Source organism: Armatimonadota bacterium, assembly GCA_016125185.1.
Lineage (GTDB): Bacteria > Armatimonadota > Fimbriimonadia > Fimbriimonadales > Fimbriimonadaceae > Fimbriimonas.
This window is the reverse complement of the sequence record WGMG01000001.1, coordinates 1-15,517: the sequence shown is the minus strand read 5'-3', so window position 1 is coordinate 15,517 and position 15,517 is coordinate 1. Positions and strand designations below refer to the sequence as shown.

At 60.4% G+C, this 15,517-nt stretch carries 15 protein-coding genes; 4 read left to right on the top strand and 11 right to left on the bottom strand.

Translation table 11 applies throughout. The features are described 5' to 3' along the window. The first annotated feature begins 5 nt into the window (after positions 1-5). Complete coding sequence (locus GC165_00075; protein MBI1331255.1) at positions 6-1,724, top strand: hypothetical protein; 1,719 nt, start codon at positions 6-8, stop codon at positions 1,722-1,724. A gap of 90 nt (positions 1,725-1,814) precedes the next feature. On the opposite strand, the gene GC165_00070 is transcribed toward GC165_00075, so the two are convergent. Then, positions 1,815-2,957 (bottom strand): hypothetical protein, encoded by a 1,143-nt coding sequence (locus GC165_00070; GenBank protein MBI1331254.1) that lies wholly within the window; start codon positions 2,955-2,957, stop codon positions 1,815-1,817. After that, positions 2,957-5,716, bottom strand: a complete 2,760-nt coding sequence (locus tag GC165_00065; GenBank protein MBI1331253.1) for a patatin-like protein — start codon at positions 5,714-5,716, stop codon at positions 2,957-2,959. The genes GC165_00070 and GC165_00065 overlap by 1 nt, the downstream gene beginning before the upstream one ends. 511 nt (positions 5,717-6,227) lie before the next feature. Here GC165_00065 and GC165_00060 point away from each other — a divergent pair. After that, positions 6,228-7,022, top strand: coding sequence for a hypothetical protein (locus tag GC165_00060; protein ID MBI1331252.1), 795 nt, complete (start codon positions 6,228-6,230; stop codon positions 7,020-7,022). Between the two features lie 73 nt (positions 7,023-7,095). Here GC165_00060 and pckA read toward each other — a convergent pair whose 3' ends face one another. After that, entirely contained in the window at positions 7,096-8,616 is a 1,521-nt protein-coding gene (pckA, locus tag GC165_00055) for a phosphoenolpyruvate carboxykinase (ATP) (GenBank protein MBI1331251.1), read from the bottom strand. Between the two features lie 93 nt (positions 8,617-8,709). On the opposite strand from pckA, the gene GC165_00050 reads away from it, so the two are divergent. After that, positions 8,710-8,994 (top strand): 4a-hydroxytetrahydrobiopterin dehydratase, encoded by a 285-nt coding sequence (locus tag GC165_00050; protein MBI1331250.1) that lies wholly within the window; start codon positions 8,710-8,712, stop codon positions 8,992-8,994. 141 nt (positions 8,995-9,135) lie between these two features. Here the strand turns inward: GC165_00050 and GC165_00045 are convergent, their stop codons facing one another. From GC165_00045 to GC165_00015, 7 genes are all read right to left on the bottom strand, one after another. After that, on the bottom strand, positions 9,136-10,389 hold the full coding sequence (locus tag GC165_00045; GenBank protein ID MBI1331249.1) for a glutamate dehydrogenase: 1,254 nt from the start codon (positions 10,387-10,389) through the stop codon (positions 9,136-9,138). Beyond that, the gene (locus GC165_00040; protein ID MBI1331248.1) at positions 10,386-10,874 is read right to left on the bottom strand and encodes a hypothetical protein; all 489 of its coding nucleotides are present in this window, start codon (positions 10,872-10,874) and stop codon (positions 10,386-10,388) included. Before GC165_00040 ends, GC165_00045 begins: the two co-directional genes overlap by 4 nt. After that, the gene (locus GC165_00035) at positions 10,871-11,650 is read right to left on the bottom strand and encodes a hypothetical protein (GenBank protein MBI1331247.1); all 780 of its coding nucleotides are present in this window, start codon (positions 11,648-11,650) and stop codon (positions 10,871-10,873) included. Before GC165_00035 ends, GC165_00040 begins: the two co-directional genes overlap by 4 nt. A gap of 32 nt (positions 11,651-11,682) precedes the next feature. Continuing rightward, the gene (locus GC165_00030; protein ID MBI1331246.1) at positions 11,683-12,699 is read right to left on the bottom strand and encodes an MreB/Mrl family cell shape determining protein; all 1,017 of its coding nucleotides are present in this window, start codon (positions 12,697-12,699) and stop codon (positions 11,683-11,685) included. Positions 12,700-12,733: 34 nt separating this feature from the next. Further along, positions 12,734-13,009, bottom strand: a complete 276-nt coding sequence (locus GC165_00025) for a DUF370 domain-containing protein (GenBank protein MBI1331245.1) — start codon at positions 13,007-13,009, stop codon at positions 12,734-12,736. A gap of 164 nt (positions 13,010-13,173) precedes the next feature. Then, complete coding sequence (locus tag GC165_00020) at positions 13,174-13,533, bottom strand: hypothetical protein (protein ID MBI1331244.1); 360 nt, start codon at positions 13,531-13,533, stop codon at positions 13,174-13,176. Positions 13,534-13,651: 118 nt separating this feature from the next. Next, entirely contained in the window at positions 13,652-14,662 is a 1,011-nt protein-coding gene (locus tag GC165_00015; protein ID MBI1331243.1) for a hypothetical protein, read from the bottom strand. A 39-nt stretch (positions 14,663-14,701) separates the two neighbouring features. Here GC165_00015 and GC165_00010 point away from each other — a divergent pair, with 39 nt between their 5' ends. Then, a complete protein-coding gene (locus tag GC165_00010; protein MBI1331242.1) occupies positions 14,702-15,169 on the top strand; it encodes a hypothetical protein in 468 nt (155 codons plus the stop codon). A 62-nt stretch (positions 15,170-15,231) separates the two neighbouring features. Here GC165_00010 and GC165_00005 read toward each other — a convergent pair. Continuing rightward, a partial coding sequence (locus GC165_00005) for a hypothetical protein (GenBank protein ID MBI1331241.1) occupies positions 15,232-15,517 on the bottom strand: 286 nt, incomplete at its 5' end.

Here is a 15,517-nt window from a genome sequence, read left to right as displayed (position 1 = left end):
TCCCTATGTTTGATGTCGTCATCGTTGGTGGAGGTCCAAGCGGAAGCACCGTCGGCTCGATGCTCAAAAAATACGCGCCGCATCTCAAGGTCGGTATTTTCGAGCGAGAAGTGTTCCCCCGCGACCACGTAGGCGAAAGCCTCCTGCCCGCCGTCTGCAAAGTCCTGGACGAAATCGGATGTTGGGACAAAGTCGAGGCTGCCAATTTCCCCATCAAGATCGGCGCGACGTACCGATGGGGCGCCACCGACGAGCTATGGGACTTCGAATTCCTGCCCGGCGCCGAGTTCAAAGACGTGCCTCGCCCCGCCACGTTCACCGGCGTCCGAGCCCAAACCGCCTTCCAGGTCGACCGCTCCGTCTTCGACAAAATCCTCCTCGACCACTCCGCGTCCCTCGGCTGCGAAGTCACCGAGGGCGTTCGCGTTAACGAAGTTCTGAAGGAGGGCGACAAAGTCACCGGACTCGTGATGAGTAACGGCGAGACCATCACCGCCAAGCACTACGTCGATGCCAGCGGAGTCTCGGGCATCATCCGGAGAGCCTTCGATGTACCCGTCGACTATCCCACGAACCTCAAAAACATCGCCCTATGGGACTACTGGCAAGACGCCGAATGGGCGGTCTCGGTCGGCGCCGAGGGCACGCGCATCGTCGTCATGTCGCTCGGCTACGGGTGGCTTTGGTTCATCCCCATCTCTCCCACCCGAACCAGCGTCGGCTTCGTCGTCCCCACCGATTACTACAAGGCGTCGGGCCTCACGCCCGAAGAGCTGTACCGAAAAGCGATCTCCGAAGAGCCGATGATCAGCAAACTGGTTCAGAACGCCGAGTGCGAAAATCTCTTCTCGACCACCACCGACTGGTCGTACATTGCCGACCGGCTGGCGGGCGAAAACTGGTTCCTGGCTGGCGATACCTGCGGCTTCGCCGACCCCATTCTCTCCGCCGGACTCACCCTCGCGATGATGGGCGCGCGGCAGGTCGCCTACTCCATCATTGCCATGGAAAACGGCGATCATGAGTCACAGTGGCTTCGCGACTTCTACAGTGAAGCTCACCGGGGCCGAATTCGGCAACACGTGCAGTTTGCCGACTTTTGGTACACGTCCAACGGCCAGTTCACCGACCTCATCGAGAACACCGCCGTCATCGCCCAACGGTCGGGACTCAATCTCACCCCCGATGCGGCCTTTCGGTGGCTGGGAACGGGAGGATTTGCCCAAGAAGACCAAGCCCTGCCCTTCATCGGCGGCCTCGCCATTCAGGCCGTCCAGGTCGTCAACCAGCGGTTCACTCGGCAAAAGGTCACCTGGAACGTCGCTACCAACAACGTGTTCAAATTGAACCTGGAGGGCGCAACCGAGGCCGAATTCCCCGTCTTGTTCGAAGGCAAAATCTGGGCGCGAAAGGCGTACAAGCGAGATGGGAAAATGCTTCCCCAATACGGCGTGTTCGAGATCGTCACGCTCCTGCTTCAAAAGGAGTGCGACATCCTGCCGTGGCTAGAGCGGGTGCGCCATTTCTTCTTCAGCAACCGCCTGTATCCCAACGTGGAAACCGGCGTCCAAAACGCGCTGGTGACGCTGGAAACCATGGTCGTGGACGGATGGGTGACGGCCGAGTACGACCCCTCCCAACCCCTGCACCCGTTCGAGCTACCCGAAGAAGGCCAGACCATCCACCAGAATAACGACATCACGTTTTATAAAGCGGAAGCTTAACCCCTCGCACTCGCACTGCAGAGATCATGGTGCAACGGAGTCCCACAACGAGGCTTGGCATTGAGAACTAAAAAGACCCTGGATCGCCTCTCACTTCGCGTCATTCTCGCCGTTCCAGCCCAGCCGCTTCCACACCCCGTCAACCTTGTTCTTGATGATGATCTCCGCAGTTGACTGCTCGCGCACCTCGGGCTCGGATTCCTCGCTCAACCCAAAGTTAAAGTTGTTGTTCGAGGTCTTCACGACCGTGGTCTTCTTCTCCTGCGGACGCGGATTCAGGTACAAATACGCCCCCGAGCCAACCACCGAGCCGGCATACAAGAACACCGCCACGCCCGTCAGGCTCCGCTTGGCGAAGTCCCACGGGCCCGTCCACCAACTCCCCGACCGCAGCGCCGCACCGCGAACATAGGCCCGATCTCGGAACATCAGCCCGACCAGGCTCGGCACGCAAAGCATGGCAAAAGCAACCCACGCCAACCAAGAATACAAGTCCTTAAACCCATAAAAGACCCCCTCGACCACGACCGGCACCAGCCCCAAAACCACCAGCAGCAGCCCGACCTTCCACGCGGATTTCGACTTTCGATAACTCCACGCCGCAATCGCAAAGATCGTCGGAACGCAGAGCAGGCCAAATAGCGTCCACGTGAACCGCGACTGGTCCGTTCCCAGCGAGAGCAGGTTGATGTCGTTCACCGCCGCCATGTACCCCAGCAGGATCAGGCCGATCACCAGCGACGAGGTGCCCGCCGTCGTCAAAATCACGTCGAAGCGCCGCGCAATGATGCCGCGCACCGTCTCGGTCAGGACATAAATGCCCACCAGCACCAGCTCGACCTTGACCGCCACGTCCTTCGCCGGTTCCCAAATCTTGAAGTAGGTCAGTACCACCATCACCGTCGTCAACGTGAACAAAATTTGGAACCAGTAGCGCAGCGCCAGATAGAACGGTTTTCGCGGCACCGTCGCCTCGACGAACAGCCACAAAACCTTGCCGATTCGCGCCATCCAGCGCTCCAACAGGGTCGTTTTGCCCGGACTCTTGTCCACGCCGTCCAGCACCTCGGTGATGATCTCGACGCTCGGCGGCGCCAGGCTCCACAGCTTCTCGACCGACAGTTCGGTTGGACGCGCCACCGACGCCTCACCCTTGGATTTCGCTAAGTCCGTGATCAACTTGACCTGCGATTCGGTCAAAACCCCTTCGCCCTTCAGATCGGCAATCTTCATCACTCGTACCCCGCCTCCGACGCCACCAGTCGGACCAGCGCTTCCAGCCGCTCGATCGCATTATTGACCTGGTCCTCCGGCAGCCGTTTCTTGTCTTTCGTCGTCTCCTTTTCTGGCTGAATATTCTCCAGCGCCTCGGCCAGGATAGCTAGCTGGGCCTTCGGCAACAGCTTCGCCACCTCTTGCTTGGGCAGATACGTTTTCAGGATCACCTCAGCGGCGTCCAGCCGACCCCACACGATGTCCATGATCCGCCCGGGCCGGCTCAGGAACGCGGCAAAGTGCCCCAGTCCGATGCCGGAAAGCTTGGCCACCGGGTTCGAATCCTTCGCCGTCAGCGACCGCGCATCCACCGGGCTCACCCGCACCAGGTCCAGCGCGTAGCTGTCCGCCATGCCCGCCTGGTACAGCAGAGGGAACATCGCCGCATCGTGCCGCCGAAATTCCTGTATCGTGATGTTCGGATTCTCCAGGCCGTCCATCCATTGCTCGTACTCCGCCCGCCGGGCCTCCAGTCCCATGATCTGCTTCAGACCGTTCATCAGCTTTCGGATCGCGACCGGTCGGCCCTTCCGAAACTCGTTGTCGTCCTGTATCGCTTTTTGAACCCCGGGCAATTCGGTTTCAGCTCCCCGCTGGATGCCGCTGTGCAGAATCCCGCACGCTCGAAAGATCGCTTCGGGAAGCTGGATCGACGGCTCCTTGCTATCCCGACGGGTCCCGCTGTCGGTGGTCCGCACCTGCACATAGCAGACCTCGCCCACGCTGATGCGTAGGGCCAGCAGGCAGGCCAAAACGTCCCGTTCCGCCTCGGGCAGGGCCTGGAACAAACTCTCGTACTTCTTGATCTCCTCTTCGAGCCCACCCTGTGACTTTCTCCCCTCCGAGGCCATACGCTGACGCGGGTCCTCCCGCAGGCGCAGTTCGTCGAGGGCCGCGCTCATCCGCGCGAAAGCGGCTTCTGGCCGTTGCGCCGGAGGCGTCTGCCCATCGCTCGCCAAGAAAGTTGCACGGGGATGTGGATTCCAAAAGGCGTCGTACAGTTTTTCGATCTCACTCTTACCATCTGTATAAGTTAGAGACTTAATCCTTAACTGACTACCTTCCTTCGAAGGGTCTGCCGCCTGCAAAACTCCGCTCTCCAACCCCCGACGGATGAACTCGAAAATACGATTGCTATACGCCAGGTCAAACTTCTCGTGGGCCCATTTATGAAACTCGGGCAGCCGGTTGGCAAAGTCGTCGATCGGCCCTTTGTCGTCCGGCCCTTCGTCATCGCCACGAAAAGCGATCATCAGCGAGACGGCGATGAGGCTCCGCAGAGCCGAAATCAGACTATCATCGCTGAAGCCCAGCAGATCGCTCAGGATTGCCGCCAACTGGTCCAGCGTGCTCTCGTAATACAGGTCGATCGGCTCCGGGCTGGTCGGCGACTGAAGCTCGGTCGCTCGCCGCACCCGCTCAGATTGGTCCGCCAGCTTGCGCATCTCCTGCACCCGTTCGTTGATGTTCTGCACTTTGTTCAGGCTCGTCGCGAGCTGGGCGTGCCGGATGGCCGACATCGGATACTGCGGCACCTCCATACTCTTCGACACGTCCGCATTCCGCTCGGGGTGCGGCTCCAAATAGAACACCGTGCGACGCACCGGACGCAGGGCTTTGCGATGCTTGAGGCTGGTAAACGCGTGGCCGAATGGCTTGTTGTCCAGATATCCGCCGTCGCCGAACGGCCGCATCTGGAAGCTCTCCTCCGCCTCGCGCGTCACGTTCTTTTTGCGGTCATCCTGCGGCGGCGAAAGGAACCGCGCCCCGCGCCAAAACGGCGTGTAGTACTGCTTCCAGTCGCCATCGCGAAGCGGGTGCCCGATCTCGTCCAGCACGTCCGTCGCGTCCTTCAGGCGCATCGGCTCGAAGGCAGGGACGATCGAACTGGTACACCGACCCACAAAAGCGAGGAACGGGTTGACGGTCGGCTTGAAGTCGTTTCGGGGTTGCTGGTCGGGGTCATGCGGGTCGGTCTCGCCCGGCGCAAAGCGGAAATGGAAGGCGGCTCGGTTCTCCTTCTCCAACTGGAACCGTCGCTCCTCCGGCTCGTCGCCGTTCGAGTCCGAAATGCGCGGAATGAACTCCTCGATGCCGAGGTTGATGGGGATCGGACGCCCTACCAGGTCCGTGGCCGTCATGTGCAGGTCCAACTCCTCCACCAGATTCGAATCGGCCTTGCTCAGCCCCAGCGGCCGCCGGTCCATCTCCTCCAGCGCGTTCAGTAGCTTGAGGTACATCCGGCGCGAGTTCAGGAGCGAGCGCGATGGCCGCCGCGGGATCGGTGGCAGGTCCGCATACGACTCCTTTCGGTCCAGCAAAAGCTCGATCTCGCCCTCATTGATCCAGAGGTCGCGCAGCGGATCAAAGCTCTTCTTCTCTGCCAGCGCCTTGGCCAAAAACATGCCGTTGAGCCCGCCCGCGCTTGTCCCGCTGAGGATGTCGACTACGAACTTTGGAAACAGGCCATCCTTTTGGATCGCCCTCGCCATCTGGCGATAAACCGCTCGCGTCCCTTCGAGGTAGGTCGCCTTCTGATCTCGACCCTCATCGGGTGGCGAATTCAGCAACAAGGTTCCATCCGTGGTCATCGCGGTGGACAAGACCAGGTTCAAAAACTCCTGCGCAACCCCATTCATGTAAATTGCCAGCGAAACGCCGCCGTACATGACTAGCCCGATGCGATGCTCGAAGTAGTCCTCATGAGCCGTGCTCATTCATAAACCTTATCACACAGGGGTTTGCCATTGGTCCCCTATTTATGCACATGACTTCGAGGGCTCTCTGCTCACTGCTTTCTGATTTCTGCCTTCTGCACTCCCAACTCAAAACTCCCAACTCCCAACTGCCGTCCGCCTTCTGCTCTCTGTGCCCTGTGCTCTGAACGCAGCGCTCTGCTCTCAGCGCCTTTCGCTAGTCGTAGCCACGCTGCCCTCCTGAGGGGGGCCGGTAAGCGTAGCGAACCGGAGGGGGGAAGGAAACGCAAAATGGAGGACGACCGACGAGTGAGGGCACTCCGCACTCCACACTCCGCACTCCGCAAAGCGAGGTACGAGGTCAATATTCCGAAAGAAGAGAATAGCCACGCTGCCCTCCTGAGGGGGGCCGGTAAGCGTAGCGAACCGGAGGGGGGAAGGAAACGCAAAATGGAGGACGACCGACGAGTGACGGCACTCTGCACTCTGCACTCTGCACTCTGCACTCTGCACTCTGAGATACCATGATGGGATGGGAAGACTTCATCGCCTGGTGGACGCCGCGCGGCACGATGACGTCAAAACCCTCCTCGCGACCGGCGTAGACGTCAACGAGGTCGCCGACAATCTGACGCCGCTCGACCTCGCCATCCACAACGACGACGTCGCCATGGTGGACCTGCTCATCCGGGCCGGAGCCGACGTGAACCACGGCCACCCCAACACCGGCAAGCGGCCCCTGCACAGTGCCTCCACCAAGAACGACCTGCGGATTTTGAACCTACTCTTGGCCGCCGGGGCCGACGTCGAAGGATGCCGCGAAATCTCGACGCCCCTGTGCATGGCGGCCCGAATGGGCAAGCGCGAGGCGTACGATCGCCTGATCGAGGCGGGAGCCAACCCTGAGGCCACGCAAAAAGGGAAGACGGCGAGGGAGATCATGGAGTCGGCGGTGGATCACGACGAAAAGGTTCGCCAACAATTCGAGATCATGGCGCAGAACCGGAAGCCGGACCAGCACGCCAACAAGGTTCGGGAGATGATGGCCGAGTATCCGACCGTCGAAGAGTTCGCCGCCCACCGAGGCCGGCACATCTACATCTTCGGCTTCCGCGGCGAAGACTTCACCGACCAAACCATGGCCGAATGGGTGCGCCGCCTCGGCGAAATCCTTCACTCAAGCGAACTCTCAGATGTCGAGGAAAAGTACCTAACCGGCGACGAACTGGAAGAAGCTCGCCGACTCCGCAAACAAGCCGAGCGCCGCCTCGCCCGCATGAAGGCCCGCCAAGCCCGAGTCGAGCAAGCGGCCCTCGAAAAATCCTAGTGCAGTCACGCGAGCAATGAATCCCTCACGCCACCTGACCTGTGCCCCTACCAATTCAGAAAGCTAGAATCTCTCAGTCAAACTGCTTCGCGTTCGCCTCGAACATCGCTTTCAGCTTCGTCGCTTCGCGATCGTACGCCTCACGATCCGTCCACGTGTTGCGTGGGTTCAGCACGTCCGACGGCACGCCGGGGCATTCGGTCGGGATCGAAAGGCCAAAGATCGGGTCGGTTTCGAACGTCACGTCGTCCAGTTCGCCCGCAAACGCCGCCGTGATCATCGCCCGCGTGTAGCCCAGCTTCATGCGCGAGCCCACGCCGTAAGGACCGCCGGTCCAACCGGTGTTGATGAGCCAAACCTTGGAGCCGTGCGCCGCAATCTTCTCGCCCAGCAGCTTGGCGTACACCTTGGGGCGCAGGGGCAGAAACGGCGCGCCGAAGCACGCCGAAAAGACGCTCTTGGGCTCGGTGACGCCCGCCTCGGTGCCGCCGACCTTGGCCGTATAGCCGTTGAGGAAGAAGAACATCGCCTGCTCGTTGTCCAACCGCGAAACCGGCGGCAGAACGCCCAGCGCGTCGCACGTGAGGAACACGATATTCTTGGGGTGGCCGCCAACCGACGGCACCATGATGTTGGGAATATGGTCGATCGGATAGGCGACGCGCGTGTTCTCGGTTAGCGACGAATCCTCGTAGTCCGGGTGACCGTTGCTATCGAGAATCACGTTCTCAAGAATGGCGCCGGTGCGGATGGCGTCGTAGATCTCCGGCTCCTTTTCACGCGTCAGGCCGATGCATTTTGCATAACATCCGCCCTCAATGTTGAACACACCGTCACCGGTCCAGCCGTGCTCGTCGTCGCCGATGAGCATGCGCTCGGGGTCGGCGGAGAGGGTGGTTTTGCCCGTGCCGCTGAGGCCGAAGAACAGCGCGGTGTCGCCGTTTTTACCCACGTTGGCCGAGCAGTGCATGCTGAGCACGCCGTCCAGCGGGAGCAGGTAGTTCATGATCGTGAACACCGACTTCTTCATCTCGCCCGCATATTGCGTGCCGCCGATCAACACGGTTTTGGTCGCCATGTTGAGGGCGATCACCGCGTCGCCGCGAGTGCCGTCGGTGGCGGGATCGAAAGTCTGCTTTCCAAAGTCCAGCACGTGCCAGTCAGGCTCGAACGTCTCCAGTTCGGCCGCGGTCGGACGGATGAGAAGCTGTTTGATGAAGAGTGCGTGATAGGGCCGCTCGACGATGAAGCGCGTCTTGATGCGGTGGTTGGGGTCGGCGCCGCCATACGTGTCGACGACATACAACTCCTTGCCCGCGGCGTAGCCTTGCATCTTTGCAAAGATCGAATCGAAAAGCTCCGGCGACATGCGGTTGTTGTTTTCCCACCAGATGTGGGACTCGCAAGCCGGGTCGGAGACGGTGAACTTGTCCTTGGGGGTGCGCCCGGTGTACTTACCGGAGAAGGCGACGACGGCGCCGTTGTCGAGGAGCTGGCAGTCGTCTAGCTCGATGCAGTGCTGGATGAGGGTATCGACGTCGAGGTTTTTGTAGATCTTAGCGACGTTGCTGAGATCGGGCGTATGTTTCCCCATGAGTTCTTTCTAACAAAGGTACCCGACGAAGGGCCCGCCGAGGCATAGCTGTCAGGGAATCCCAGCACGTCGAATGAACTAGAATGTGGGTATATGGAACGACGAAAGCTTGACCCACACGAGATTGAAACCATGCTTCCAACGTTAGGCGGATGGAGCTATAACGGCGAGCAGATTCGCAAGACCTTTAAGTTTGGGAGCTATAAGGACGGGCTGGTCTTCGCGGTGGCGGTGGGCCAACTGGCCGACCGGATGGACCACCACCCCGATCTTTTCATCGGCTACCAGCGAGTGGAGGTCGGCCTGAACACCCACGACCTGGGCGGCATCTCGACGTTCGATTTCGAGCTGGCGCGGCAGATCGAAAACCTGGCTTAGCCCGTGTTGGTGGGCCAGGTTTGAAGGCGCAGATACTGACGCCCGCAGACGCAATGGCCCGGCACGCCTTTCGCATTTCAGCAAAGCCGAATCCGGGCGATCTGGCGCTTGGCGCTGCCCTTTTCCCCAGCCCTCCAAAATCTACGGGAAGATGCCGCGTCGAACCGTCGCGTCCGCCACGCGCTTCACGCCGATGATCAGCGCCGCCGTTCGCATATCCGTCTTATGCTGCTTCATCGCGTAGTCCACCTGCCCGTACGACGACCGCATGATCCGCGTCAGTCGATCGTTGACCTGATCCTCTTCCCAGAAGAAGTTCTGCAGGTCCTGTACCCACTCGAAGTAGCTGACGATGACGCCGCCCGAGTTGGCCAGAATGTCCGGCACGACCAGCACGCCCTTGTCCGACAGAATGTGGTCGGCGTCCGGCGTACAAGGCCCATTCGCGCCCTCCACCACCAGCTTCGCCTTGATCTTGTCCGCGTTTTCGCCCGTCACCTGGGCGGAGATCGCGGCCGGAATCAGGATGTCGCAATCCAGTTCCAAAAGCTGTTCGTTGGTCACCGGCTCGGCGTCCTTGTACTCGCGGATGCCGCCCTCGCGGCCCGCATAGCGGTTGATCAAATCCTCGACCGGCAGGCCCTTCGGGTTATAGATGCCGCCCAGCGCGTCCGAAATGCCGACCACCGTCGCGCCGTTCTGCGCCGCGATCTTGGCCGCCGTCGAACCGACGTTGCCAAAGCCCTGCACCACCACTCGCGCGCCGTTGAAGTTCATGCCCAGCGACTTCGCGGCTTCTTCGGCCGCCACGATCACGCCTCGGCCCGTCGCCTCGACGCGCCCCAGCGAGCCGCCAAGGTCCACCGGCTTGCCCGTGACCACGCCCGGCACGGTGTAACCCTTCTGCATGGAAAACGTGTCCATGATCCACGCCATCACCTGCGCGTTGGTGCCGATGTCCGGAGCGGGAATGTCCGACCGCTCGCCCAAAATCATGTTGATCTCGGTCACGTACCGGCGCGTCAGCTTCTCGATCTCGCGCCGAGAAAACTGCTTCGTGTCCACTTTGACCGAGCCCTTCGCGCCGCCGTATGGAATGTTCGCCACCGCGCACTTCCAGGTCATCCACATCGCCAGCGCCGACGTCTCGTTCACGTCGACGTCTGGATGGTAGCGGATGCCGCCCTTGGTGGGACCGCGCGACGAGTTATGCTGAACGCGGTAACCCTCAAATACCATCACCTCGCCGTTGTCCAATACGACGGGGAAGTTGACGATGAGCTGTCTCATCGGGCGGGAAAGAACTTGGTGCAGACCCTCGTCAAGTTCGAGATACTGCGCGGCGACCGCTAACTGTTCGCGGGCCATGGCGAGGACATCGACGTGCGTGCTCATAGTTGCTGGCTTCGGGTTCCGGTAGCGCGCTCGAGTGGCACGTAAGCCAACAAGGCGAGCACACCGTTGTACACAGCCGATATAATTGTAGCCTTTAGCGCTCCGAGGATGTTCGGCTGGAAGGTCAGAATCATCGACAGCACCCCCGAAATGAGGGTGCATCCCAGCGTCACCACCGCGGCGGTCGCATAGTTCCGTTGGAACCGACTCTCGATCAGGAACGAGCACAGCCAGCACACCAGCATCCGGGTCGCGATGTACTGCCACATATCGGCGCCCACCACCGCGCCTTCCACAAATCCGGCGGCAAAGCCCAGGATCAGGGCCGTGCGCATATCGGCCAAGAGCCCCAGCACGCACGCCGCCAACAGCAGAAAGTCGGGCGATACGCCAAACACCGCCATCTGGGTCGAGACGCCGCCCTGCAGCCCCCCCGCGATCCAGATCGTCAACGCCGAGGCGATGTATAGCCGCGATGGGTTCATTTCAGGATCACCACCTCGCGAAGCTCACCCACGTTTACGGCCGGCAAAATGCGCGCCCGCGACGATCCCAGCTCCGGCATCGACTCCGCCGACAGCACACGTCCGATGACAATGCCGCGCGGAATCTGGGGCGAAAAACCCGACGTATAGATCACGTCGCCACTGGCGACCGGCACGTCCGGGCTCAGAAACTTCATCAGCAAGGTGGACGAGTTTTCGCCGTAGATCAGCCCCGCTGCGGGCGGGTCGTACTTGGTAGCGATCGCCCCCAGCTGCATGGCCGACGAGGTGATCAACAGCACCTGGCAGTCGTTGACACCCACCGTCTGGACTGTGCCGATGAGGCCCTGCGCACATACCGCCGGCATGCCCGCCGCCACACCCTTGTTCTTACCGATGTCCAGCGTCACGCGGTTCTGCTGGGGGAAGTAGCCGGTGATACTGCCCACCACCTTGGGCCGCTGGTAGGTCTTGTCCAGGTCCATCTCGACCCGGAGCGAGTTGACCTCCTTCTCCAACCGCGACACCGTCTCGCCGTACAGCGCGTAGTTCTCCAGCGAGCGGTTCAGGCGTTGGTTTTCGGCCTTCAGGCGACTGCTGTAAATGGCCCCGAACACGAAGTCTTTGATGCCCACCACAACGGCGGTGGAGGCCGACGCCACCGGTCGGCAGACCAACCGAACAGCTTGGTCGGGCAGGCTGACCGCCCCCTTGTTTCGGGCGTTTTTCTGAAGGATGGACAAACCGATGGTAACGGCGACTAACGCCAAGATCAAAAGACCGTTCTTTTGCGGTGAATCCTGGTTCTTTAAGACTGTGCGGACCTCTCGAGTAGTTTACGAATGACAGGGTTGGTGTTCATATCTTCCACGATGATGCCCGTGCCGAGCGCGACGCAACTCAGCGGGTCGTTGGCGATATGCACCGGAATCAAAGTCTCTTTGGCGATGAGCTTGTCCAGCCCGCGCAGGAGCGCGCCGCCGCCGGCCAAATAAATACCTCGCTCCATGGCGTCGCCCGCCAGTTCGGGCGGAGACGCTTCCAGCGTCAGCTTGATGGCCTCGACGATCTCCTTCACTGGTTCGGCGATGGCGGTTCGCACCTCTTCGCTCGTGATCACCGCGCTGCGCGGCAGGCCCGAAATGAGGTCTCGGCCCTTGATCACCATGTCCATCTCCTGCTCCAGTGGGTACGCCGATCCGATCTCGATCTTCACCTGCTCGGCCGTGCGGTCGCCGATCGCCAGGTTGAACGCGCGTTTGACGTACGAGATGATGGCTTCGTCCAGCTCGTCGCCCGCCGTGCGCACCGACTTCGAACTCACGATGCCGCCCAGCGAGATGACCGCGACTTCGGTCGTGCCTCCGCCGATGTCTACGATGATTGAGCCGCTCGGCTCGGAGACCGGCAGGCCCGCGCCGATAGCGGCGGCCATCGGCTCTTCCACTACGTAGGCGTGGGTCGCACCGGCTTTGCGCGCGGCTTCCAGCACCGCGCGGCGCTCGACTTCGGTCACGCCGCTGGGAATGCCGACCACGACGGTCTTGCGGAACAGCGATTTGGCCGAGACTGCGCCGATAAAGTGGCGAAGCATCGCCTCGGTCTGCTCATAGTCGGCAATGACGCCGTCCTTCAGGGGGCGGACCGCCACGATGTTGGTGGGCGTACGGCCCAGCATGCGCTTGGCCTCCGACCCGACGTTGATCACTTTGCCGTCGTCTCTGCTGACGGCAACCACGCTCGGTTCGCGCAAAACGATCCCTCGACCTGCCACATACACCAGCGTGTTCGCGGTGCCTAGGTCGATCCCGATATCCCGATGCATCTTCGAGAACCAACTCGAAAACCCATTCGAGGACCTATTCCTCATCTTCTTCCGATTCTCCAACCGTGTTGTCACCTCCTGTGAGCCTTTTCGCCAATGTCTCCTGGGAAATCGCCGACAGGACGATCCCATCGCCCGAGGTGAATAGGACGCTGCGCGTTCTCCGTCCCTGCGTCGCGTCGATGACTTTGCCTTCTTTTCGGAGGATCTGCACCATTCTTCGCATTGGTGCGGACTCGCTGCTGACCAGCGCAACCACTTTGTCGGTCACGACATAGTTGTTGAATCCTACATTGAGGATGGGCGACAGCGACAAATAAAAACTCCCCTTTTGGCGAAAGAGGAGTTTACTGGATTTAGGTTCGTTTCGGTTGGATAATTTTCAACCGAAGAATTGAACCGCTCCCTCAGTAGCGAAGCGTTGGAAAATCTTTCGATCCCAACCTCGAAGCTGCTGAGGGTTTGCGGAAGTTGTTAGCCGCCCATTGCGCCCATTGGGCCTTTCTTGCCGCCGCCCTTCGAGAGGCCGGAAGCCGACGGGCCGCGCATTCCGCCGCCCATTCCACCGGGGCCGCCCGCTGCGCCGAAGCCACCCATCATACCGGCGCCACCCGAAGGCGAACCGGTTACCGAGCCGGAGTTCGGAAGCGCGTTCACCGGCTGAATGCCGGGATCGGGAAGCTTGGCGACCGAAACGTTAACCGGAGTCGGCGCGGCCGGAGCCTGGGGCTGCGGCTTCATGAAGAAGAGCACTGCAATCGCGATAAGAGCGACTACGGGAGCCACGATTGAAACAATCAAATTGGTTTGCGGATTCGGACCTGGTTGAGCCATGCTTATCGTTTCCTATAGGTGTAGATGCGCTACTGTAACCCTAAGGTTACACTATTTTCAAGGATTTCACTATGATCGAGGCGTGGCTCGCATAGCCAAAAGCAGAAACCGCTAAGCGCTAATCCTTCGCCGACAACGCTTTCTGAATGTCCGCTTCAAACGCGGGAATGCCATCGGCATCAAAGCCCAGCCACATCGCCTTCACCGTTCCGTCCGGTGAGACCATCAAGAACAGCGGCGTGGTCGTGGTGATCTTATCCACCACCTCGCCCGTCGGGTCATAGAATCCCGACGACGCCTCGCCCTTCGAGACCATCACTTTCGTGTAACCCTGACCGGCCTTCCGAATCCAGTCCATCGCCCGCGCCGAAGTCGGCTCCTTCGGGTCCACGATCGCGAACATCGTCGGCCCCTTCGGCGAGAAGCCCTGCACATCCGAGGCGGCCTTGAACCCCGACCAATCGAACTTTTGACCGGTCTCAAGCGGAATATGATCGACCGGCACGCGGATGCACACAAAGCCGTCGGCCGGACTGATCCGGAACTTTTCGATCGGCTGTTCATCCACGTATTCGAACTTCTTTACCTCGTACACCACGCCCGGACCCTCGAAAGATTTGGGCATACCGTCCGTGCCCACCTTCATCGTAAAGGTCTGCGGACCCGAGACCGAATCGACGGTCTTGCTGTACGTCTCCACCCCGTCCTTCTTGCTCTTCAGCTCCCACTTTTTGTTGGGGGCAAAGTCCTTTGGGTTGGTGGCGCTGGCCGGCCCGGCGTGGATCAAATCGGCGGCTAGCAGCTTGCCTGTGCCCGGGTACGGCTTGTTATCCCACGGCAAAAGGTCGTACTTCTTCTCGTCCAGCATCTCCTCGTAATGCCCGTCGATCTCGTTGCAGTGCATCGAGAAATCGCTCGACGTTACCAAGAAGCGGTTCGGCTTGGAGTACAGAAAATCGATGGCGATATCGTTCTGACCCTTCACGTGGATCACATACTGGGAGTGGATCGCCTTGGCGTGGTCCATTTCGGATACAAGACGGTCGTATCCGCTCGACTGCTTGCACCCCACGATGAGGATAAGGGAAGGGATCAGCATAATCGAAGAACCTGTTTTTTCCAGTTTCATCTGGTGTTTTTGACAGTATGACCGGTTTGGCCAAATGGAATGACCCACTGGGATATTCATATGGAAGGAAAGTTTGTTGTTTTTCGCCTTGGAGAAGAGAAGTTCGGAGTGCCGATCCAGTCGGTCGAGCGAATTCTCCCGGTTAGCCCGTTGACCAAGATTCCGAAGTCGCCCAAGACCCTCGTCGGCATGTTCGCCTACCAGGGCTCGACCGTCAGCGTCATCGATGCAGCCGCCCGCTTCGAACTGCCGATCGCCGGTCCCGCGCACCACTTCCTCGTCATCGCTACCGATTTCGGTCGCTACGCCATCCAGGTCGAGTCGGTTGATAAGATCGTCGAGTACCGCGAAGACGAATGGGACGAAGCCCAAGACCTGCTGTCGTGCATCGAGCGCGACCTCGCCTACGGTGTGGGCAAGAAGGAAGAAGAACTCTGCCTCCTGCTGAAGCCGGAAGCCATCGTGCCGAACGATCTTCGCAAGAGGATGGAAAAGCAAGCTGCATAACCGCAGAGGCTAGCTAACGATTCAAGCGGCTCCCATCGGGGGCCGCTTTTGCGTTTGCGCGGCTACAGCGGCGCGAGTTTGCGAAGGCTCTGCGCCGCCGCCCTGCGACCGTCTTCGTTCTCGTCTCCCAAGCACTGAATCAGCGCATCCACCACCGAAGCCGAGGCGGAGCCAAGCTGGCCAAGGCTCTGCGCCGCCGCCTCGCGAACGTCTTCGTTCTCGTCTCCCAAGCGCTGAATCAGCGCATCCACCACCGAAGCCGAGGCGGAGCCAAGCTGGCCAAGGCTCTGCGCCGCCATCTGGCGAACGTCTTCGTTCTCGTCTCCCAAGCGCTGAATCAGCGCGTCC